The organism is Phyllobacterium sp. TAF24 (genome assembly GCF_052113785.1).
Classification (GTDB): domain Bacteria; phylum Pseudomonadota; class Alphaproteobacteria; order Rhizobiales; family Rhizobiaceae; genus Phyllobacterium.
Genome location: NZ_JBFRDN010000030.1, coordinates 25,321 through 45,212, shown reverse-complemented (window position 1 = coordinate 45,212; position 19,892 = coordinate 25,321). Strand labels below are relative to the sequence as shown.

The window sequence follows — 19,892 nt, the reverse complement described above, 5'->3', positions numbered from 1 at the left end:
CTGGTTCAGCCCTTCACTGCCGATAGCATCATGCGGTGAAAAGCTTTCACGATGCTGGTGTTGAGGGCAAATTCACGGTTGATCTCGCCTGATTTGACCATCTCGCCTTCAAGGCTGACAGTATTCTTCGAATGGTTCTGCTCGGTCACATCATCCTTGCGCAGGGCAGTCGCAGCGATACCGGATGCGTTGATTTCAAGGTGTTTGGAGTTGGTCGCCGCCATGGTCAGCTGGGTCTGCTCCAGCACATCCTTGAAAGGCTCGACATCGCGCGCCTTGAAGCCCGGCGTATTGGCATTGGCGACATTGCCAGCAACCGCGGCCTGCCGCACGGACAGCCACTCAGCCTGACGTGATGCCAATTCGAACAGATGAATCCCCTGCATGTGCCTGCCTCGCGCCCCAACCAATCAACTGATGCCAATCTAGGTGGTCAATCTTGCGTGAGACTTGCGGCGCGGTCGGGTTGGGAACTTCTGACCGCGCAATGAGTCATTTGCTCAGTTCGTGCGGCTGATCACTTCACCGTCGGATGTCTTGATCTGCCACGAACCTGATGACGTGCCCCGTTCAATGGCTACAAGCGTGCTTCCATCCGGCAGAGGCGATCCTTTTTCAACAAACCAGTACCCGGTATTGTCTTCGATCATCACCAGACCGCCCACCACTTCGCGCACCAGAAACACCGGTTTATCGGGAAAAGGTTGTTTGCTGGCAGCGTTGATCCCGGCAAGCCGGTCGCCTGTCAAAGCGGATGTGGTTGCGGTAATCATCGGATCAAGCGCACCATCTCTTGTCTTGGACAGCGAAGCCTCGGTGCCATTGTTCTTGCGCACGACCTTCTGGTTGGTCCGGTCGAGCGGATCGCGCACGGTTTTGCCGGTTGGTTCAGGCTTCGGACGTGCTTCCAGAATATCGTAATACATGACAAACGGCAGGATGGCGCAGATGGTGGCAAGGACAAAGCCCGCACCCTTGATATAGCCATCAAAGCGCTTGTCGCGCTGGCGTGGCTGCACTTCTGCCGCGTCATTTGCCGGCGATGCGTCTATGGGTTTTTGTTTTGTCATGCCCCCTCCTTTGGCCGAAGCGCTGCGGCGAGATCGCTATAGGGATCCATCGAAAGCGGCGTGGCCGGTGTCTGCTGCATAGCGTCGTAAATGCGTGGAACCAGATTGACGGCCTGATCGAGCAAAGGATCGCTTCCCGCCTGATAGGCACCGATCATGCGCAAATCGCGGGTTTCCTCGAAACGGGCGATCAGTCCGCGCATACTGGCGACAAGCTTCCCCTGTTCGGGCGACCAATTGTGCTGGGCCAAACGCGATATGGAGCCGAGAATGTCCATGGCCGGGAACCGTCCCTGCGCAGCAATGGAGCGGTCAAGCACAATATGCCCGTCCAGCGTGCCGCGAATGGCATCGGACACCGGATCATTGTGATCATCGCCATCGACCAGAACCGCATAAATACCGGTGATTGTCCCGCCATTCGACGATCCGGGACCCGCACGCTCCAGCAGGCGCGGCAACTGGCTGAATACACTGGGTGGATAGCCACGCGAAACAGGCGGCTCGCCCGCTGCAATGGCGATTTCGCGCGCCGCATGGGCAAAGCGGGTGATGGAATCAACGATGAGAAGAACATTGTCACCGCGATCGCGGAAATATTCGGCAATCGCTGTTGCTGTGTTGGGTGCAAGCCGCCGCATCATCGGGCTTTCATCGCCTGTCGATACAACAGTAATGGTCTTGCCAAGCTTGCCAGCCATCGTGTCTTCAAGCATGTCACGCACTTCGCGGCCGCGCTCTCCGGTCAAAGCCAGCACAACGGTGTCAAAATCCGTCGCCTTGGTCATCATGGCAAGCAGCGTGGATTTACCAACGCCCGATCCCGCAAAGACGCCCATGCGCTGGCCAAAACACATGGGCGCAAACACATCAACGACGTTCACGCCAGTGCGCAGACCTGTTTCAACGCGGCTGCGGTTCATCGCAAGCGGCGCCGCGCAATCGACGGGCTTGGGATCATCGCCTGATGTCAGCAATCCCTTATCGTCAAGTGGAAGGCCAAGCGCGTTGATGACCCTGCCCTTCCAATCGGGCGCGGGGGCAATACGGAATGGTCCCTCGGGAAAAACCGGTGTTCCAAGCGACGGCATGATCCGGTCATCGAAAGGTTTGACGAGGACCTGTGCCTGTCCGATCCGCACCACCTCTGCGGGGTACAATTGATTATCGCTGCGGATAGTGACCATGTCCCCGAGCTGGGCGCGTTCGGAAATACCGCGCACACCGATGGCCGAACGTGAGACCTCGTTGACATAGCCGCCAATGGCAACGGGAGCCGGAGATGTGGTGACCTGCGAAACAAGCCGGGCCAGCGCCTCGAGACTTCCCGTCCCGCTGCTCATTGTTGGTAAGGCTGTTTCAAGGTCCTGCATGCTTATCCGGCCCGCTCAGGCATCAGCTTTTCGATCCGAGCGTCTTGATGGCCTCGGAGAATGTGCCCTCATTGCCACGCAGCAACGCATCCACCCGCTCGAAGGCGCGGGTGACGCTCATCAGCCGGGTCATTTCGCCAATTGCATCGACGTTCGACCCCTCAATGGCGCCCTGAATGACACCCGCATGTGGATTGTCGAGCACCGGCTGTGCCGCAACACTTGGAATAACTGCGGAATTGTCAAAATAGGTCAGTTTGGCATTGGGGTTGATGGTGAACAGGCCGATCGAACCGAGTTGGCGCTTGTTCTGATAGACTGCGCCGTCGGCGGAAATCTCCGGCGGACCGCCATTCGGATCGATCACCAAAGGCTGCCCACCCGCATCAAGAATGGGATAGCCCTTGACGGACAGAAGCTCGCCTGTCGTCGACATCTGCATACGCCCGTCACGGGTATAGACCTGTCCGGCCGGTGTTTGCATGGAGAACCAGACATCACCCTTTGCCGCCATATCAAGCGGATTGCCGGTCTGGGTTATCGGGCCAGCTTCAGTCTTGATGTAACTCTGGCCAGCAGAAACGAAGCTTGAATCCTCCGCGGCCTTTGAGACCATGGTTTCAAACTTCATGCCCGTGGCGCGAAAACCCGGCGTCGACATGTTGGCAACATTATGCGCCAGCGCATCAAGGCGGCGTTCCAGCGATATCTGCGACGACAGGCCGACATAGATCGAGTTTTCCATCAGCGACCGCCAAGCTTGAACGATTGCAGGGTTGTCAGAATGCTCTGCGAGATGCCGACCGTCATATCCCCTCCAATAAGCATGGACGGGATACTGGTTGCCGTCGAAGGATTGTTCATTTCGTACATGGCAGTAAAACGGGTGAGGAATTTTTCAAGTTTTGCCGGGTCTTTGAGCGATTTCAGATCAAGCTTGTCCTCAACCATCTTGGCCTGCCGGTCGATGTCCATATTGGACGTTTGCGCCGGGATGGAGAACGTTGTCTGGAAAACCTTCAGCAGCGCCTTATCGCCGAGGATTTCATAAGCATTGGTAATCGTTGGAGCTTTCCGCGCAAAATACAGTGCAAGCCGCACGCCTTCATTGTCCTGACCCGCTTCCTTCTCCAAAGTCTGACGGGCATATTTGTCCGTAACAGGCTTGAGCACAGCGGGTTGGCTCGTTGCCTTGTCGCCAAGCTTGGCGAAATCAAAGGTCGTCGCAAACTCGAGATAGCGTTTGTCGGTCAGCTTGCTGGCAAAGCTGTCCTTGCCTGTACCCTCAGTCAGAACTTTGCGAATAAAAGCCTTGGCGAAATTCATGTCCTCAAGGCCCATGGCTTTCATGGCATATTTATACAGACGATCATCCTTCATGAAATCGTCGATGGTTTTCACCTTGCCGATGTTCTTCAGATAATAATCCGTATCACGCTGAACCGCTGGCTCCTTGGCCACGCGCGTCAGCGAACGCGTCAAATCTGACGAGATCAATTTGTAGCTGGTCATGGTATTGATCATTGCACCGGCACTCCCAAAGCTTCTCCCTATCTGTGCCAAATCAAGCTTGCCTGAAGCTGTCCGCCTGTTTCTGATCAATCGTGAACCTGTCACCGCCTGCAAGGTTCACGCAAGCCGGACTTGATAGTGCTCCATTGCTGGCAATATTTGCAGGAGAGTGCTTTGGGTATCCTTGTTGGACTTGTAGTAACGATGGGGTGTCTCCTTGGCGGCTTCATTGCCATGGGCGGGCACGTCAGCGTCCTCATGCAGCCATGGGAATTCGTCATTATCGGCGGTTCCGCACTCGGTACTTTCCTCGTTGCCAATCCGTTTTCAGCGGTCAAGGACACGGGCCGCGCCTGTATGGAAGCCTTCACCAACAAGGTGCCGAAACAACGCGATTATCTCGATGTACTTGGCGTTCTCTATGCATTGATGCGCGAGTTACGCGCGAAATCGCGCAATGAGGTGGAAGTCCACATCGACAATCCCAATGAATCGCTGATCTTTCAGGCCTTTCCAAGCGTCCTCAAAAACCACGACCTTACCCAGTTCATTTGCGATTACTGCCGCCTGATCATCATCGGCAATGCGCGCTCGCATGAGATCGAAGCGCTGATGGACGAGGAAATCCACACGATTTCCCGTGACAAGCTCAAGCCCTATCACGCGATGGTCAGTATTTCCGAAGCGCTCCCTGCCCTTGGCATCGTTGCGGCTGTGCTCGGTGTGATCAAGGCCATGGGCGCGCTGAATGAATCCCCGGAGGTGCTGGGCCATCTGATTGGCGCTGCATTGGTTGGCACCTTTGCCGGTATCTTTCTTTCCTATGGCGTGGTCGGGCCGATTGCCACCAAAATCAAGACAACGCGCGAAAAGCAGAACCGCCTCTATATGATCGTCAAACAGACGCTGCTCGCCTATATGAATGGCGCATTGCCGCAGATCGCACTTGAATATGGCCGTAAGACAATTTCGGCCTATGACCGCCCATCCATCGATGTGGTCGAGCAGGAAACGATCTCCACCGTCCCGCTACAGCAAGCGGCATAGGCTGAATGATGGACGTCGAGGCAGAACAGAAAAGACCTGATGTGCTGGCAGAAAGCATCCTGCGCGCTGCGGGCATGTCGGTTGACGATCTTAAATCGCTCGAAACTGTCTTTCGCGATCTCGCGACGACTTTTGCCGGCAAAATAGCCAGCCAGACCGATGTGGCCATTTCGGCTGAGTTCGTGCGTATGGAGTCCATTGAGAAAGATGCCATATCAGGCACATTGCTGCGCTCCGGCCTGATTGGAACCGTGCAGGTTGTCAAATGGGGATCAAGATTGCTGCTGGCAGCAGATCGCGCTTTTGTCGATTGTGGCATCGATGCACTGTTCGGCTCCGGTGCGAGCCAGGATAACCCGCCGCACCGGCCAATGACATCAGTCGATCTCGGTGTAGCCCGGCAGATTTTCTCCGATGTAACCTCATCGCTGGATCATATGTTTTCCAGCGGCGGTGAAGCGCTGTTCCAGATCGCTGAGTTGACGGAAGCTGCGCATTTTTCCACGGCAACCGTCAACGATACGCGCATGATCTGCTGCACCATGCTGCTCAAGGTGGGCGGTCATAGCGGCCAGATCATCATCATGATGCCGCGTTCAAGCTTCCGCCCCATGCAGGATGCGATTGCGCGGATGCTACAACAACCGGCACATCATTCCGACCCCACATGGGCGAAGAAGCTGCGCCTCGAAGTCAGCCGGGCGCATATCGACATCGAAGCTTTCATCCAGCAGGGCTCAATGACGCTTGAACAGATTGCCCTGTTGAAACCCGGCCAGATTCTGCAATTGCCGAAAGACGCGATCAATCAGGTGCGTCTGCGCAGTGGCAAACAGGCGCTGTACAAATGCCGTCTGGGCAAAACCGGCACTGCGTTCACCGTGCGTATTACCGATCCGATCAATGAAGAAGAGGACCTGCTCGATGAGCTTGCTGCTGGCTAATCTCATTTCTGCTGCCCTGATAGCAACGGGGCTCGCGGTTTTCTTCGTGGCTTTGCGCAAGGCCAACCGTTTGACGGCGATGAGCCACGCCATGGCGCAGCAGGTGGCGGGCTCGGCCAGGAGCCTTGAGCAGGCGCTGCTCTTCCTGCAGAATGAGCGCGAAACATGCCGCGACGAAAGCGTTCGTCTTGAAGCCAAGCTCAAGGATTCCGATCGTGCCCGTTCGGAGATGACCCGCGCCATTCATCTGGTCGAGCGGGTCAAGAACGACTTCAAGAACAATGTGCATCCTTTTCCAACCGTTGATGCCATCCAGCGGACAGCTACGCCTGCATTTGTTGCGCAGCCAGCACCAACGGCTCCCGTCGAAGCGCGCAGCGCACCGGCCGCACCAGCTAAAACTCTGCCTGTCTTCGTCAATCGCATTGTTCGCAGTGCTGATGTGGCAAATGCCGTCCTTTAACCCCGTTTGAACCGGATTCACCCATGACCATTTCCGACAAGAATTCCATTGAAGACGAGCTTAACGAGGCAATTGAAGATCTCAAGCGCGATGAACCGCAGCCGAACCGCAAGCCTGCGGGATCAAAGCCCAATATTGATCTCATCATGGGCATCCCCGTCGATGTGCAGGTTGTACTCGGCAGCACGTCCATGCCTGTGGCCAATCTGATGAAGCTTGGTCGCGGCGCTGTCGTGACGCTCGACAAGCAGATCGGTGATCCAGTTGATATCGTCGTCAATGGCCGGGTGATTGCCCGCGGTGAAGTGATCGTGCTTGAAGATGACTCGTCACGCTTCGGTGTCAGCCTGACCGAAGTGATCGGCAGCGGCAGCTAAAACCCCAAACTTTCGCCTTCCCTTTTAAAGCATGAGAAGCCAGACCGCATGAGCGATCAAGATACACCACAGAGCGAAAGCGCCATTCAGGACCTCTCCGGCCCGGAAAAGGTTGCAGCATTGCTTGTGGCAATCGGGCGGCCTTCCGCATCGCGGCTTCTCAAACATTTCAATGCTGATGACCTGCGCTCGCTTGCCGGTCATGCACGCAAGCTCGAGCCGATTACACCGGGTGATTTTGAAGAACTGGTCAAGGAATTCGAAAACGCCTTTGCCGATGGTGCTCCGGTCTCCGAAGCCGGAATGCGCTTCGAAGGATTGTTGCGCGAGACGCTTTCAGCCGAAGAGGCCAGCGCGGTCATCGAAAACCGCCGTCCCGAATTGCTGACACAGGAATCCGTTTGGGACATTCTACCCCGCGTTTCACTCGATGTCCTGCAGACTTACCTGTCGACGCAGCACCCGCAGGTCACTGCCTATGTGATTTCACGGCTTCCCTCTGACATTGCCGCACGGCTGCTGATCAGTTTTGGCCCGCAGGAGCGCGGGGCGATCATCCAGCGTACCCTGCATATCCGCAAGGTTGGCCCGTCGACAATCGCCATGCTCGAAGCTGTCCTGCAGCGCGAAATCACCGGCAAAGACAATGCGGGTTCGGAAAAGAGCCATCACGGCACCATTGCCAATATCATCAACCAGCTCGAAAAGTCAGAGATCGACGAATTGCTGGCGGGCCTCACCGAACTTGGTGCCGAAGACCTTGCCAAGATCAAGGCCAAGCTCTTTACGTTCGAAGATATCGTCCGCATCTCGCAGCGCGCGCGGCTCATCCTGTTTGATGAAATCCAGACGGATGTCGTCACCTCCGCATTGCATGGCTGTGAGCCGCGTCTGCAGGAACTCATACTCCAATCGCTGTCGACGCGTGGTCGCCGCATGGTTGAGACTGAATTGTCCAGCCAGACGAATATCAATGCCAATACCGTCACCGAAGCGCGCCGCTCCATTGCCCGCACGGCAATCGCCCTTGCCGAACGCGGCGATATCAAGCTTGAACCACAAGAATCCGAAACATGATCCAAGGGTTCTGCTAAACCATGTCAGACGATACTGACAAAGAGAGCAAAACCGAGGAAGCAACTGAGAAGAAAATCAGTGATGCGGTCGAGAAGGGTAATCTTCCCGTTTCGCGCGAGGCGCCGATCCTTGCTTCCATCGTCGCCTTCCTTGTCATCATGGTCTTTGTTGCTGTTCCAAGCGGCTCCAAATTGGTTTCATTCCTCTCGGCGCTTCTCGACAAACCGGAAGAATGGCGCCTGAACAGCGCGCAGGATGCCCGGCAATTGTTCAGCATTGTCGGCATGGCTGTTGGCGCTGCCCTGCTCCCTGTGTTCATCATCATTCCCACAGCCGGCATTCTCGCATCGGTTTTGCAGAATGCACCGCGACTGGTCTTTGATCGTATCCAGCCGCAGTTCTCCCGCGTTTCCATTGTGAAAGGCTGGTCACGTATTTTCGGCGCTGCCGGGCGGGTGGAGTTCCTGAAATCAGTGTTTAAATTCGCGGCGGCCAGCATCATCGTTTTCATGATGTTCTTTCGCAGCAGCCATTTCTTTGTCGATACCATCATCACCGAACCAAGCCAGCTGCCGGAACTTATCCGCTCCAATATCACCCACCTTCTGGCTTCGGTGACTATTGCCGTCACCGCGCTTGCAGCCTTCGATCTTGCCTGGTCGCGCATTCACTGGCGCAATGAACTGCGCATGACCAAGCAGGAAATCAAGGACGAGCACAAACAGGCCGAAGGTGATCCGCTGCTCAAAGCGCGGCTGCGGTCACTCGGTCGCGACAGGGCACGCCAGCGTATGATTGCATCGGTTCCAACAGCCACGCTGATCGTCGCAAATCCGACACACTTCTCCATTGCTCTGCGCTACAGTCCGGCGAAAGATCCAGCCCCTATTGTTGTCGCCAAGGGGCAGGATCTGATTGCTTTGAAGATCAGGGAGATTGCGGAAGCCAATGACATACCGGTTTTCGAGAATGTGCAACTAGCGCGTGCATTGTACAAGCAAGTACAAGTTAACAATGCAATTGCGCCAGAATTTTACAAAGCAGTGGCAGAATTGATCCAATTTGTTAATGTACGACGTAAATAAAAAATTCGTTTCCAATCGGATAAGCAGCAGATGAAGAGAACGCAATATTCGGTTGCCCGGGTCGATATCATTTCAAGACATCTGGCTGAGGTTATTGATGACCTTCGTCTTGTCGATGTTGCTGACTATATTGCCTTTATACGATGTGAGCTGTTCGGCAACATTGCTGATATTGTCAACTCGGCGACGGAGCTGACATTCTATCCGGATACGCTGACATTTGGTCTTGGCGGAGAATATGCGCTGGACTGGGATGCACCACCGCGCGTGATGCTCGACCTTGAATTCAGCAATATGGGGGTCAATGCCTACTTCCGGCTGACGCTGTCTTCCGAAAGCGCCGATATCGACCTGCACCATGTGCGATTTGCCGAAACGGGCCATACCCCTGCACAGAATACGGCATTGCTGGCCCAAGCATTTGAAAACGCACGCCTGCCGCAGCTATCAGCCTCGGCACAGGCATAGCAGTCGCTTAAAGATAGGCTTTGGCAACTGTCGGTATATCGATGACACCAAGGGCAAGCGCCGTTGCCACGGTCGACGTCCTGTTGGAGCAACCAAGCTTGTTCTTGGCGTTCTGCAGATAGGTTACCACCGTCCAACGCGCGATATTGAGAATCTCACCGATCTCGCCATCGGTCTTGCCGTTTGCCGCCCAGAACAGACAGTCAATCTCGCGCCTGGTCAAAAGATTGGCAATGATCGCCGCCAGCGACGGATTACGCGTGCCATGCAGCGCATTGTGAATGCGCGCCGACGCCGCAGCCAATTGCTTGCGCTTTCGATCGATGAATGAGGCTTGCTCTGCCTCTTCCACGTCAAAGGTCAGGAGCGTGATGCCGCGAAACCCGAAAGCATTCGTCGCACAGATGGCCAGATGGAGATTGCCCAGCCCGCGCCGTTCGGCATCCTTGAAATAGCGCCTTACGGGCAGCGGCAAGGTCGCGTCGGCGGTCAGATTGCGGATTGTGCCCGGTGCATCGGCGCGCGGCTGAAACAGGCTCATACCCTGCATGATAGGATCGATCTTGAGAAAGTCCTTGGCAAAATAGCGCAGCAACCAGCTGATCGGATAGGTCATGAGAAGCGGTACATTCTCATCAACCACATCACTGCCCGGTCGTGGCTCGGAATGACCGACATGGGTAATATAGCGGCAGCCAATCTGCTGCTTGACCTCAAGAAGCATCGCAAGCGTGTCCGTAGCGACTGCGTCCTTGAACAAACCTTTTTGGAAATCGGGAAAATGAGCCAGTTCGAGCGACATCGGATACAAGTCATTCCTCTTTGCCTGCAGATTGCTGGCTTGCGCAACGGTATTCTTCTGGATTTCAGATAGCTTTTAATTACAGCGAATTAAACAGCGTGTTCATGCTCGCACGAGACTGGCGGTCAGACAAGATCATGAACAATTGTATTTGCACTTTTTCACATATTTGCTGAAAAAAACAATTTTTAGTTGTCCCATCGAGGCTCAATCCTGCCCGCAATCTGTGATTACCCCCATCAACAGCAACAAATTGCGCGCTAAACACCGCTGCTCAAAGTAAATTAATTCAAATTTCGGTCATTTTACCTCAGAAACCAGTCACACCTGTGAGTCGCGGAGATGGCGCCGCGTGCGAACACAACCTGCGCGCGTATGACCTCTCATGCACACGTTCCTGTGAGGCTTATTCACTCTCCCGTCGCCTCAATCGGGGCAATGTGCTAATTCCTTTGCATGGGTGCCAATTCAAACGACGGCTTCTTTGATACACTTCCGGTCTTCGTTGAGTTCGAAGGCGTAGCGGATGCGCATAATTATAAGCCGCTTCCCGATGACTGGCTGCTGGCTGTGGCGGATATTGTCGGCTCGACCAAGGCTATCGAAGAAGGGCGCTACAAGGCGGTGAACATGGCTGGCGCCAGTGTCATCTCTGCCCTGCTCAATGCACTGGGCAAAAGGGATTACCCCTTTGTTTTCGGCGGCGATGGCGCGCTGGTGGCAATTCCCGCTTCCGCCGCTGGGCAGGCACGCGAAGCCCTCGCCTCTGTTCAAACCTGGGTGAAGGATGATCTGCAACTGACTTTGCGCACAGCGCTTGTGCCCATGACCGATATCAAAGCCCAGGGGCTTGAGGTGCGCGTTGCGCGCTTCAGCGCCAGTACAGATGTCTTCTACGCCATGTTTACAGGCGGTGGCAGCAGCTGGGCCGAAGCGCAAATGAAAGCCGGCAAATATGCTGTTGAAGCGGCCCCATCAGGCGCCCGTCCTGATCTGACTGGCCTCTCCTGCCGCTGGAACCCAATTCAGGCGCGTAACGGCGAAATCCTGTCGATCATTGCCATTCCGGGCGATGCGGGCGCAACCGCGCCGTTCCAGCGCCTTGTGGCAGAAATTATTGCCATTGCTGCGGAACAAAGCCGCGGTTCCCACCCGCTGCCGGAAGAAGGACCGCCCATCGCGTTCAATACAAGCGGTCTTGAAACCGAAGCACGCGCCACCGCCCCCAAGGGAAAGCGTTTCCTGCGCAAGATTGCGATCCTCGCCCAGATCGCCCTCACCGTAAGCCTTGACCGGCTTGGCCTGACATTCGGCAACTTTGATCCCAGACAATATAAGCGCGACGTGGCGCAGAATTCGGATTTCCGCAAGTTTGACGATGGCCTGAAAATGACCATCGATATTGATGCTGCAAGATTGCAGCGCATTGAAATGCTTCTGGAGAAAGCCGCGCAATCGGGCATTGCGCGTTTTGGCCTGCACAAGCAGGATTCCGCATTGATGACCTGCTTTGTGCCGACGCCCATGTCACGCAACCATGTGCATTTCATCGACGGCGCATCGGGCGGCTATGCCATGGCCGCAAGCAATCTCAAGGCAAAGCTGTCCTAACGTTCCACGACGTTATTTGGCTCAGGACTTCACAACATGCTCGGCGCTCAGGCCCAGCTTGGCAAAAATATTGCGCGTGTCGACAATCAGCGGTGACCATTTGGCCAGTGCCGCATAGTCGACGCCATCATGATCCGTCGAGACCAGAATGGCATCGTAGGATTTCACCGTCTTCTCATCCAGCGGCACGGAGGCAAGGCCCTTCAGCGCCATATATTCGCGGGTTGAGGGTATCTCGGCGACGAATGGATCATGATAATCCGCATGGCCGCCGCGTTCCTTGATGATCTCGATCAGCCGCAGTGACGGGCTTTCGCGGATATCAGGCACGTTCTTCTTGTAGGCGAGGCCAAGCACCAGCACGCGCGAGCGGCTGAGTGCCTTGCCGAGCCTGACATCCAGCGCTTCGGCAAGCTTGCCGACGACATAGCGCGGCATAGCCGAATTGATCTCGCCCGCCAGCTCGATAAAGCGGGTCGGCAGCTCATATTCCCGTGATTTCCATGTGAGATAAAACGGGTCAATCGGGATACAATGGCCGCCAAGGCCGGGACCCGGATAAAACGGCATATAGCCAAACGGTTTTGTCTTTGCCGCTTCGATGACTTCCCAGATATCGATGCCCATCGCCGCGTAAACGGTCTTCAACTCGTTCACCAGCGCGATATTGACGGCGCGGAAAATGTTCTCCGTCAGCTTCACCGCTTCCGCAGTTGCATTGGAGGAAACAGGCACGACTGTTTTAACCGCAGCGCCATAGAAAGCCTGCATCAACAGGCTGGCTTCCTCACCATCACCGGCGACGATTTTCGGGATGGTTGAGGTCTGGAAATCGCGATTGCCGGGGTCTTCCCGCTCAGGCGAAAAGCCAAGGAAGAAATCCACACCTGATTTGAGACCAGTCTTTTCCAGAATGGTTTTGACCACATCATCGGTCGTGCCGGGATAGGTTGTCGATTCAAGCGCGATCAACTGCCCCGGACGCAATGTCCTGGCGATGGCGTGCGAGGTTGCCTCAACGAAAGACAAATCAGGGTCACGATGCTTGGTCAGCGGCGTCGGCACGCAGATGATGATCACATCACACCCGGCAAGCCCGGCAAAATCAGTTGTCGAGCGAAATCTGTTCTTCGATGTTTCCGCGCCAAGAGCCGCATCCGAAACCGCTTCAATATAGGAACGACCCGCATCCAGAGCGGTGATTTTGTTCGGATCAATGTCAAAACCCGTCACGGAAAACCCGCTATGGGCAAGGGTGATTGCCAAAGGCAGCCCGACATAGCCAAGCCCGATCACACCCGCATGGGCACCACGCGCATCGATCTTGCTGGAAAGGTCGGTGAAGGGAGAGGAGGAAACGGCCAAGGCGATCTCTTCTTTGCGGGAGTTGTGGGCACATAAGAGGCCCGGAATTCTTGCCGTTTAGATGGCGGCTATGCACGCGGCTGTCAAGCAAGGGGCGGCGCGCCGTAGCTGTCACAAACAGTTGATGACGCCGAAACCCTCCATCGCACCAATGCTGACAGGAGGTTGTCAGGAGACCAGCCTTTATCCATGGGATATCCCGTGCTTCTCTATTGTTTCAGATACGTGACATGCCCATTTCAATGAGAGAACGAGAATCAAAATTGATAGAGGACCACCCGCCAGCATCCGTTTGAGCCGCACCGGACAGGCAATTGAGGCTGGAGCCTCTGCTGTCGGCGTTGACACCAATGCCCGGTTCGCTCATCCTGTTCCCGTATCTGCTTGTTTTGGGTATGATTTTCATTCCCGGTCGATCGGGGAACAGTGTCTGGAAGCTGGGCGTGGTCCGCAAGGACAGGGACGAGTGATGAGCACGCAAACTGACGTATCCGCCATACTTCTCGAAAAAGTCGCTGACTGGCTCACACGTTCTTCTCTTGCCGGCGAGAATCTTGAGACAATTGTACGAGGGTTTTGTGAACGTATCGCCGCAGCTGGCCTACCGATCGCACGCGTCCACCTGACATTCTCCATGCTGCATCCGCTCTATGACGCGCTCGGTTTTACCTGGCAGCGTTCAAGCGGTCTTGTGGTGGAAGGTTACAGGCACACGCCGGGCGAAAAGCCTGAACGGTTTTTGCTGAGCCCCTATTACTATCTTCTGTGCAACAATCTTGAGCATGTGCGCCGCCGCCTCGTTGCCGATAGCCCCAATGAGTTTCCGATATTCGAAGAGCTGAAAAAGGAAGGCATAACTGACTATCTCGCCTTCGTGCAGCCGTTCAGCGGCGAGTCGGCACAGGGCATGATGGGCTCGTGGTCGACGGATAGCGGTGCCGGTTTCAGCGAAAGCATGATTGGCGCCCTACTGAAATTGCAGAATCATTTGGCTGTTGCCGCCAAAATGGCGGTTCTCGGCAAGCTCGCCGATAATATGCTGTCCACCTATCTTGGCGGCAATGCGGGCAAGCGCGTTCTCAACGGCCAGATTCGCCGCGGTGATGGCGAAACAATCCGCGCTGCACTGGTGATGGGTGATATGCGCCAGTCGACCATGCTGGCCGAAAAAGAAGGTCGTCAGGCCTATATCGATACGCTCAACCATTTCTTCGATGCAATTGCTGCCCCATTCAACCGTGGCGGCGGTGAAATCCTTAGTTTCATGGGCGATGGTTTCCTCGCCGTTTATCCCTGCGGGCGGCACAAGGACCCATCCAAGGTTGCCTGTCAGGCCGCGCTGTCAGCCGTCTTCAAGGCACAGACCCGTGTGGCAGAGCTTAACCGCGAACGCCGCAAGGATGGCCTCAGTGATATCCGCTATGGCATTGGCCTGCATGTTGGCAATGTCATGTTCGGCAATGTTGGCCTGAAAGATCGCCTGACCTTTTCCGCCTTCGGGTCTGCGGTCAACGAAGTGCAGCGGCTGCAGGGCCTGACGAAGAAATATTCGCGCGAAGTTGTCGCCAGCCAGGCATTTGCCACCTATTGTGGCGGCGAATGGACGACATTGGGTGAAGAAAAACTGCGCGGCGTCGGGCAAAAAGTCACTGTTCTTCTACCGAAACAATCGGCTACAGTTGCCCCTGAAGATGCATTCGACGAAGTAGCCTATGATGGGCTGTCAGAGGCAGAACAGGTCATGCTGTTGCATCGCGATGCGAAAATTCAGGATCAGAGGCCCCTTCTGGAGAAGTTCATGCAATGAAGCGAAAGACCGTCCTGATGGCTGCCCTGGTTGCGAGTGTGAACCTATCATCCCATGCCAGCGCAGAGCCAAAGAGCGATGTGCTCGTGGACGGCTTTGACGGCAAGGATTTTTCGCCGACAGGCGGGCTCTATTACCGCAAGAATTTTGAGCAGAGTGCAGGGACCGTCGAATTTCAATCGGAAGTGACGCGAAATGGTGGCGGCGCACTGAAGCTCAGCGTCAAACCCTTATGTCCGGGTACAAAGCACAATTGCAGCGAGCGCGCGGAGATCTGGGAAAAGACCGACAAGCGCGTGCCTTATAATCAGGGCGTCTGGTACGGTTTTGCGGTCAAGTTTGCCGATCCCATTCCGACAGATGATCACCGCTATCTCATTGCTCAATGGAAACGTGAAATCGGCCCGAAGGCCGTCGGTGATTTCAGTCCTTTTCTGGCTTTGCGCCTCAACAAGGGCAAATTGTTTGCCACTATAGAGACCAATTATATTGCACCGGCAAAGGCACAGGGCACGACGACTGTCAGCGCCTGCGGCGACGGACAGACGCCGGTCTGGTTGCGCCCTGATACCAATCAGATGCGCGCATTGGTGGCCGCAGATTCAAGCTGGACACCGCAGGATGGCAAGCAGTTCAACACCTGCACCAATGCAATTACACTGACGGATCGCGGCAATAAACTGCCGACACCCGATTCAGGCTGGATCGATTTTGCCATCTATACCAAGCCGGGACCTGATGGGTCCGGCCATGTCGAGATATTTGCCAACAACAAATGGATCGTAACGATCAAGGGCCATATCGGCCATGCCGACAAGGGGCTCGGCAAGAATCAGTATTTCAAGTTCGGTCCCTATCGCGCCGCAGACGACAAGGAATGGGCACTCTATTACGATGATTTCCGCCGGTCGCCCCGGTGTGAAGATGTGATGGATGCGCAGTTCTGCCCGGTTTTGTAAGCTTCAAGTGACACAAAATATCCCTGAAACGCCAGCACGATGTCATCGTGATGTGACCCAACTAGACTCACTGTTTGTCGTGCGATAGTCTGGCCTGAATGGGCGACAATAAAAACGCTTTGGGGAATAAAAAACTGGCATGACGTCGGGGTCTGATCTTTTACGAATCGAGAATCTCGGCATATCGTTTTCGATGCTGGGCGGGCGTATGCATGTCGTGAAGGGCGCAAATCTACGCATCCTTCCGGGCAAGGTGACCGCGCTGGTGGGTGAATCCGGTTCGGGAAAATCCGTTATCAGCCAATCGGTTATGGGTATCCTGCCCAATACAGCCGCTGTGACGGGTAAAATCCTGTTCACTGATCCGGTTGACGGCAAAACCACAGACATTTTACAGCTGGAGCGCGATGGCCCTGAGATAAGAGCCCTGCGCGGCAGTCGTATGGCCAAGATATTTCAGGAGCCTATGACCTCTTTGTCGCCGCTGCACACGGTTGGCAATCAGATCAGCGAAGTTCTGGCCATTCACACGCAGGCGACCAAATCGGAGCGCCGTACCCAGACCGAGGAAATGCTTGGGCTGGTCGGGTTTTCCAATCCGAAGCGCACCTATGACATGTACCCGTTTGAGTTGTCAGGCGGTATGCGGCAGCGCGCAATGATTGCGATGGCCCTGATCTGCCGCCCCGCCTTGCTCATCGCTGACGAGCCGACAACAGCCCTTGATGTGACCATTCAGGCGCAAATTCTCGAATTGCTGCGCAATCTCCAGCACAAGCTCAATATGGCCATGCTGCTGATCACCCACGATCTGGGCGTGGTTGCCAATATGGCTGACGAGGTCGTTGTCATCTATCACGGCGAGATTATGGAAGCTGGGCCTGTCGATGCGATTTTCCGCAACCCGCAGCACACCTATCTCAAGGGTCTGATGGCGGCCATACCGCATTTTGACATGAAACCGGGCGAGCGTCTGAAGGCGCTGCGCGAAGTTCCTGTCAATTCCGGCGTCCTGTGGGGCAAGAAAAAGCAAGAGGAAGCCGCCCCCGAGGTGCTACTCTCGGTGCGAAATCTCGTAAAAACCTACGGAATTCGAAAATCCGGGCTTTTCGGCAAACAGGATCAAACCCGTATCCGCGCTGTCGATGGTGTCAGTTTCGATATCCGGCGCGGCGAATGCCTCGGCCTTGTCGGCGAAAGTGGTTCAGGCAAGACCACGGTCAGCAAGATATTGATGCGGGCCATCACCCCCGACAGTGGCTCCATCACCTTTGACGATGGCAAGGGCAAGCTGGATGTTCTCGCAGCACAGGGGCCAAAGCTTCTGGAATTGCGCACCAAAATCCAGATGGTTTTTCAAGATCCTGTTTCATCGCTATCGCCGCGCATGACAGTGCAGAACATTCTGAGCGAGCCGCTGGAAATTCACGGACGCGGTGACAGGGCGTCGCGCCTTGAGAAAGTGCGCGCGCTGATGCAGGCCATCGGTCTCGACCAGCGATACCTTAACCGTTATCCGCACAGTTTCTCAGGCGGGCAACGCCAGCGCATCGGCATTGCGCGGGCTCTGGCGCTCGGGCCGCAACTGCTGATCTGCGACGAGCCGGTCTCGGCGCTCGATGTTTCGGTTCAGGCGCAGATTCTCAATCTTCTGAAAGATTTGCAGAAAGAGCTCGGCCTGACATATCTGTTCATTTCACACAACCTTGCGGTTGTTGACTACATGGCAGACCGCATCGCCGTGATGTGTGCCGGACGGATCGTCGAAATAGCGCCGCGCGAAATCATCCTGCGTGATCCTGTTCATCCCTATACAAAGGCGCTTCTGGCGGCGATACCCTTTCCGGATCTCGACCGCCCGCTTGATTTCAAGACGCTCAGGGCCAGCGGTGCGTCCGACCAGCGGCTTTGGGGACCGCAATTCTCCAGCGGAGAGGAAGAAGACCCGCTTTCACCAGCCGATCTTGGCAATGGTCATCTGGTGCTGGCACGGCGCAATGTCGATGTTAAGGAACTACGCTCTTGGTAACGCGGCGGACTGTATTGGGTGCACTTGCCTCTGCGATGGTTCCGGTCACGGCCAAAGCAGCCGATCGCGAGCGCGAGCCGGAATTTCTGGAAGACCGGCTGCGTGCCACAAGCCTGCCTCCGCTTGCCCAGCGCATACCAAAGCGGCCACGGATCATCAATCTGAAAGCAATGGGGCGTGTACCCGGACAATATGGCGGCACGCTGCGTACCATTATCGGTAGCCAGAAAGACATCCGGTTCATGACCATCTATGGCTATGCCCGGCTGGTCGGATATGACGAACATCTCGTCCTGCAACCGGATGTGCTGGAGTCTTTCCAGTCGGAAAATGATACAGTTTTCACTTTCACGATCCGCGATGGTCACAAATGGTCGGATGGGTCGCTGCTGACAGCTGACGATTTCAGCTATTGGTGGAACGACGTTCTTCTGAATGCCGACCTGACGCCCGGCGGGGGTGCTCTGGAACTGCGCATCGATGGCAAGCTGCCGCGCTTCGAGGTTCTCGATCCATTGACGGTCCGCTATTCGTGGGAGTCTCCTAATCCGTTTTTTCTGCCAAGCCTTGCAGCCCCGCAAGCGCTGGCGATTGTCGGCCCTTCGGTCTACCTGAAGAAATTCCACAAGGATTATCAGGACAAATTCCGGCTAGCCGCACTGATGAAGGAAAACCGGGTCAAGAAGTGGGCTGATCTTCACATCAAGATGGCGCGGCAATATCGCCCTGAGAATCCGGAATTGCCGGTGCTTGATCCCTGGCGGAACATGACAGCGCCACCCGCCGAACAGTTCGTTTTCGAGCGCAATCCCTTCTTCCATCGGGTTGACGAGAATGGCAGGCAGTTGCCTTATGTCGACCGTTTCATCCTGAATGTCAGTTCGCCAACAATTATTCCCGCAAAAACCGGTGCGGGCGAAAGCGATTTGCAGGCCACCGGCGTTGATTTTGCAGATTATACCTTCCTTAAGGAGGCAGAAAAACGTTATCCGATCAAAGTCGACCTATGGAAGACGATCCGTGGCTCGCGCATTGCCATACTTCCCAATCTGAACTGCCTGGATGATAGTTGGCGGGCGCTGTTTCGCGAGGTGCGATTCCGTCGTGCACTTTCTCTGGCAATCGACAGGCATGAGATCAATATGGCCGTATTCTATGGCCTTGGGACACCAAGCGCGGACACGGTGCTGCCGGAAAGTCCGCTTTACAAGCCGGAATATGCGAAAGCCTGGATTGATTTTGACCCCGCCAAAGCCAATGCGCTGCTCGACGAAGTGGGCATGCAAAACCGTAACGATGATGGCATCCGTCTTTTACCCGATGGTCGCCCCGCGGAAATCACAGTCGAGACGCCGGGCGAGAGCACGCTGGATGTCGATGTGCTCGAACTTGTAACCGACCACTGGCGCAAGGTTGGGCTTGCGCTTTATACCCGAACCTCGCAGCGCGATATTTTCCGCAGCCGTGCTCAGGGAGGCCGTATCATGATGTCGATCGGGCTTGGCATTCCCAATGGGGTGGCGACCGCTGACATGAATCCGGGGCAATTGGCCCCGACAGCCGATGATCAGTACCAATGGCCCGTATGGGGCAGGCATTACCTCTCCGTCGGACAGAATGGACAGGCGCCCGATCTGCCCGAAGCACAGGAGCTTCTTGACCTACAGAACAGCTGGCGTAAATCCGCCCATATGCCTGAAAGAACTGAGATATGGCACAAGATGCTGTCTCTCTACACGGATCAGGTGTTTTCCATAGGGCTGGTCAACGGCACATTGCAGCCAATCTTGCGCTCTTCGCGCTTGCAAAATGTACCTGATAAAGGGCTCTACGGTTTCGATCCCACCTGCTACCTCGGAATATACATGCCTGACACCTTCTGGCTCAGCGGGGAGAAATAGCC

Annotated in this window: 19 protein-coding genes; 12 read left to right on the top strand and 7 right to left on the bottom strand. The window is 55.5% G+C overall.

What is annotated here, in order from left to right:
* Positions 1-5 precede the first annotated feature (5 nt).
* The 5 genes from flgB to AB4Y96_RS21270 all read right to left on the bottom strand — a co-directional run bounded on the left by flgB (position 6) and on the right by AB4Y96_RS21270 (position 3,967).
* Positions 6-386: a flagellar basal body rod protein FlgB gene (gene flgB / locus AB4Y96_RS21290; RefSeq protein ID WP_441919704.1), complete on the bottom strand. Its 381-nt coding sequence runs from the start codon at positions 384-386 to the stop codon at positions 6-8.
* 114 nt (positions 387-500) lie between these two features.
* Positions 501-1,070 carry a hypothetical protein gene (locus AB4Y96_RS21285; RefSeq protein WP_091885130.1) on the bottom strand — a complete coding sequence of 190 codons (570 nt, stop codon included), beginning with the start codon at positions 1,068-1,070 and terminating at the stop codon, positions 501-503.
* Complete coding sequence (gene fliI / locus AB4Y96_RS21280; protein ID WP_441919702.1) at positions 1,067-2,443, bottom strand: flagellar protein export ATPase FliI; 1,377 nt, start codon at positions 2,441-2,443, stop codon at positions 1,067-1,069. Before fliI ends, AB4Y96_RS21285 begins: the two co-directional genes overlap by 4 nt.
* 22 nt (positions 2,444-2,465) lie before the next feature.
* Complete coding sequence (flgF, locus tag AB4Y96_RS21275; protein WP_091885133.1) at positions 2,466-3,191, bottom strand: flagellar basal-body rod protein FlgF; 726 nt, start codon at positions 3,189-3,191, stop codon at positions 2,466-2,468.
* A complete protein-coding gene (locus tag AB4Y96_RS21270) occupies positions 3,188-3,967 on the bottom strand; it encodes a DUF1217 domain-containing protein (protein WP_091885136.1) in 780 nt (259 codons plus the stop codon). Before AB4Y96_RS21270 ends, flgF begins: the two co-directional genes overlap by 4 nt.
* Before the next feature lie 162 nt (positions 3,968-4,129).
* Between AB4Y96_RS21270 and motA the strand changes: the two genes are divergently transcribed.
* From motA to AB4Y96_RS21235, 7 genes are read left to right on the top strand one after another with little or no spacing between them, the layout of a single operon-like run.
* Positions 4,130-5,002 carry a flagellar motor stator protein MotA gene (gene motA / locus AB4Y96_RS21265; RefSeq protein WP_091885139.1) on the top strand — a complete coding sequence of 291 codons (873 nt, stop codon included), beginning with the start codon at positions 4,130-4,132 and terminating at the stop codon, positions 5,000-5,002.
* Between the two features lie 5 nt (positions 5,003-5,007).
* A complete protein-coding gene (locus AB4Y96_RS21260) occupies positions 5,008-5,946 on the top strand; it encodes a FliM/FliN family flagellar motor switch protein (RefSeq protein ID WP_441919700.1) in 939 nt (312 codons plus the stop codon).
* Positions 5,927-6,409 (top strand): BAB2_0123 family type IV secretion system effector, encoded by a 483-nt coding sequence (locus tag AB4Y96_RS21255; protein WP_441919699.1) that lies wholly within the window; start codon positions 5,927-5,929, stop codon positions 6,407-6,409. The genes AB4Y96_RS21260 and AB4Y96_RS21255 overlap by 20 nt, the downstream gene beginning before the upstream one ends.
* A 23-nt stretch (positions 6,410-6,432) precedes the next feature.
* Positions 6,433-6,786 carry a flagellar motor switch protein FliN gene (gene fliN, locus AB4Y96_RS21250; RefSeq protein ID WP_091885144.1) on the top strand — a complete coding sequence of 118 codons (354 nt, stop codon included), beginning with the start codon at positions 6,433-6,435 and terminating at the stop codon, positions 6,784-6,786.
* 48 nt (positions 6,787-6,834) lie between these two features.
* Positions 6,835-7,863 (top strand): flagellar motor switch protein FliG, encoded by a 1,029-nt coding sequence (locus AB4Y96_RS21245; RefSeq protein ID WP_441919696.1) that lies wholly within the window; start codon positions 6,835-6,837, stop codon positions 7,861-7,863.
* Positions 7,864-7,883: 20 nt separating this feature from the next.
* Positions 7,884-8,948: an EscU/YscU/HrcU family type III secretion system export apparatus switch protein gene (locus tag AB4Y96_RS21240; RefSeq protein WP_441919695.1), complete on the top strand. Its 1,065-nt coding sequence runs from the start codon at positions 7,884-7,886 to the stop codon at positions 8,946-8,948.
* Between the two features lie 30 nt (positions 8,949-8,978).
* On the top strand, positions 8,979-9,416 hold the full coding sequence (locus AB4Y96_RS21235; RefSeq protein WP_441919693.1) for a hypothetical protein: 438 nt from the start codon (positions 8,979-8,981) through the stop codon (positions 9,414-9,416).
* A gap of 7 nt (positions 9,417-9,423) precedes the next feature.
* Here AB4Y96_RS21235 and AB4Y96_RS21230 read toward each other — a convergent pair whose 3' ends face one another.
* Positions 9,424-10,218: a helix-turn-helix transcriptional regulator gene (locus AB4Y96_RS21230; RefSeq protein WP_441919691.1), complete on the bottom strand. Its 795-nt coding sequence runs from the start codon at positions 10,216-10,218 to the stop codon at positions 9,424-9,426.
* A 456-nt stretch (positions 10,219-10,674) separates the two neighbouring features.
* Between AB4Y96_RS21230 and AB4Y96_RS21225 the strand changes: the two genes are divergently transcribed.
* A complete protein-coding gene (locus tag AB4Y96_RS21225) occupies positions 10,675-11,829 on the top strand; it encodes a DUF3095 domain-containing protein (protein WP_441919690.1) in 1,155 nt (384 codons plus the stop codon).
* Positions 11,830-11,850: 21 nt separating this feature from the next.
* On the opposite strand, the gene AB4Y96_RS21220 is transcribed toward AB4Y96_RS21225, so the two are convergent.
* Positions 11,851-13,194 (bottom strand): nucleotide sugar dehydrogenase, encoded by a 1,344-nt coding sequence (locus AB4Y96_RS21220; RefSeq protein ID WP_441919689.1) that lies wholly within the window; start codon positions 13,192-13,194, stop codon positions 11,851-11,853.
* A gap of 469 nt (positions 13,195-13,663) precedes the next feature.
* Here AB4Y96_RS21220 and AB4Y96_RS21215 point away from each other — a divergent pair, with 469 nt between their 5' ends.
* From AB4Y96_RS21215 to AB4Y96_RS21200, 4 genes are all read left to right on the top strand, one after another.
* Entirely contained in the window at positions 13,664-15,001 is a 1,338-nt protein-coding gene (locus AB4Y96_RS21215; RefSeq protein ID WP_441919688.1) for an adenylate/guanylate cyclase domain-containing protein, read from the top strand.
* Positions 14,998-15,960, top strand: a complete 963-nt coding sequence (locus AB4Y96_RS21210; protein ID WP_441919687.1) for a polysaccharide lyase — start codon at positions 14,998-15,000, stop codon at positions 15,958-15,960. The genes AB4Y96_RS21215 and AB4Y96_RS21210 overlap by 4 nt, the downstream gene beginning before the upstream one ends.
* 139 nt (positions 15,961-16,099) lie before the next feature.
* Positions 16,100-17,989, top strand: coding sequence for an ABC transporter ATP-binding protein (locus tag AB4Y96_RS21205; RefSeq protein ID WP_091885185.1), 1,890 nt, complete (start codon positions 16,100-16,102; stop codon positions 17,987-17,989).
* Positions 17,983-19,890, top strand: a complete 1,908-nt coding sequence (locus tag AB4Y96_RS21200) for an ABC transporter substrate-binding protein (protein WP_441919685.1) — start codon at positions 17,983-17,985, stop codon at positions 19,888-19,890. The genes AB4Y96_RS21205 and AB4Y96_RS21200 overlap by 7 nt, the downstream gene beginning before the upstream one ends.
* Positions 19,891-19,892: the final 2 nt, after the last annotated feature.

Bases quoted from the DNA above. Each gene is read 5' to 3' on its own strand.
- AB4Y96_RS21285 (WP_091885130.1), bottom strand. From the start codon at position 1,070: ATGACAAAACAAAAACCCATAGACGCATCGCCGGCAAATGACGCGGCA.
- AB4Y96_RS21210 (WP_441919687.1), top strand. From the start codon at position 14,998: ATGAAGCGAAAGACCGTCCTGATGGCTGCCCTGGTTGCGAGTGTGAAC.
- AB4Y96_RS21255 (WP_441919699.1), top strand. From the start codon at position 5,927: ATGAGCTTGCTGCTGGCTAATCTCATTTCTGCTGCCCTGATAGCAACG.
- fliI (WP_441919702.1), bottom strand. From the start codon at position 2,443: ATGCAGGACCTTGAAACAGCCTTACCAACAATGAGCAGCGGGACGGGA.
- flgB (WP_441919704.1), bottom strand. From the start codon at position 386: ATGCAGGGGATTCATCTGTTCGAATTGGCATCACGTCAGGCTGAGTGG.
- AB4Y96_RS21245 (WP_441919696.1), top strand. From the start codon at position 6,835: ATGAGCGATCAAGATACACCACAGAGCGAAAGCGCCATTCAGGACCTC.
- AB4Y96_RS21215 (WP_441919688.1), top strand. From the start codon at position 13,664: ATGAGCACGCAAACTGACGTATCCGCCATACTTCTCGAAAAAGTCGCT.
- AB4Y96_RS21235 (WP_441919693.1), top strand. From the start codon at position 8,979: ATGAAGAGAACGCAATATTCGGTTGCCCGGGTCGATATCATTTCAAGA.
- AB4Y96_RS21270 (WP_091885136.1), bottom strand. From the start codon at position 3,967: ATGATCAATACCATGACCAGCTACAAATTGATCTCGTCAGATTTGACG.
- AB4Y96_RS21230 (WP_441919691.1), bottom strand. From the start codon at position 10,218: ATGTCGCTCGAACTGGCTCATTTTCCCGATTTCCAAAAAGGTTTGTTC.
- fliN (WP_091885144.1), top strand. From the start codon at position 6,433: ATGACCATTTCCGACAAGAATTCCATTGAAGACGAGCTTAACGAGGCA.
- AB4Y96_RS21205 (WP_091885185.1), top strand. From the start codon at position 16,100: ATGACGTCGGGGTCTGATCTTTTACGAATCGAGAATCTCGGCATATCG.
- AB4Y96_RS21240 (WP_441919695.1), top strand. From the start codon at position 7,884: ATGTCAGACGATACTGACAAAGAGAGCAAAACCGAGGAAGCAACTGAG.
- AB4Y96_RS21260 (WP_441919700.1), top strand. From the start codon at position 5,008: ATGATGGACGTCGAGGCAGAACAGAAAAGACCTGATGTGCTGGCAGAA.
- AB4Y96_RS21225 (WP_441919690.1), top strand. From the start codon at position 10,675: ATGGGTGCCAATTCAAACGACGGCTTCTTTGATACACTTCCGGTCTTC.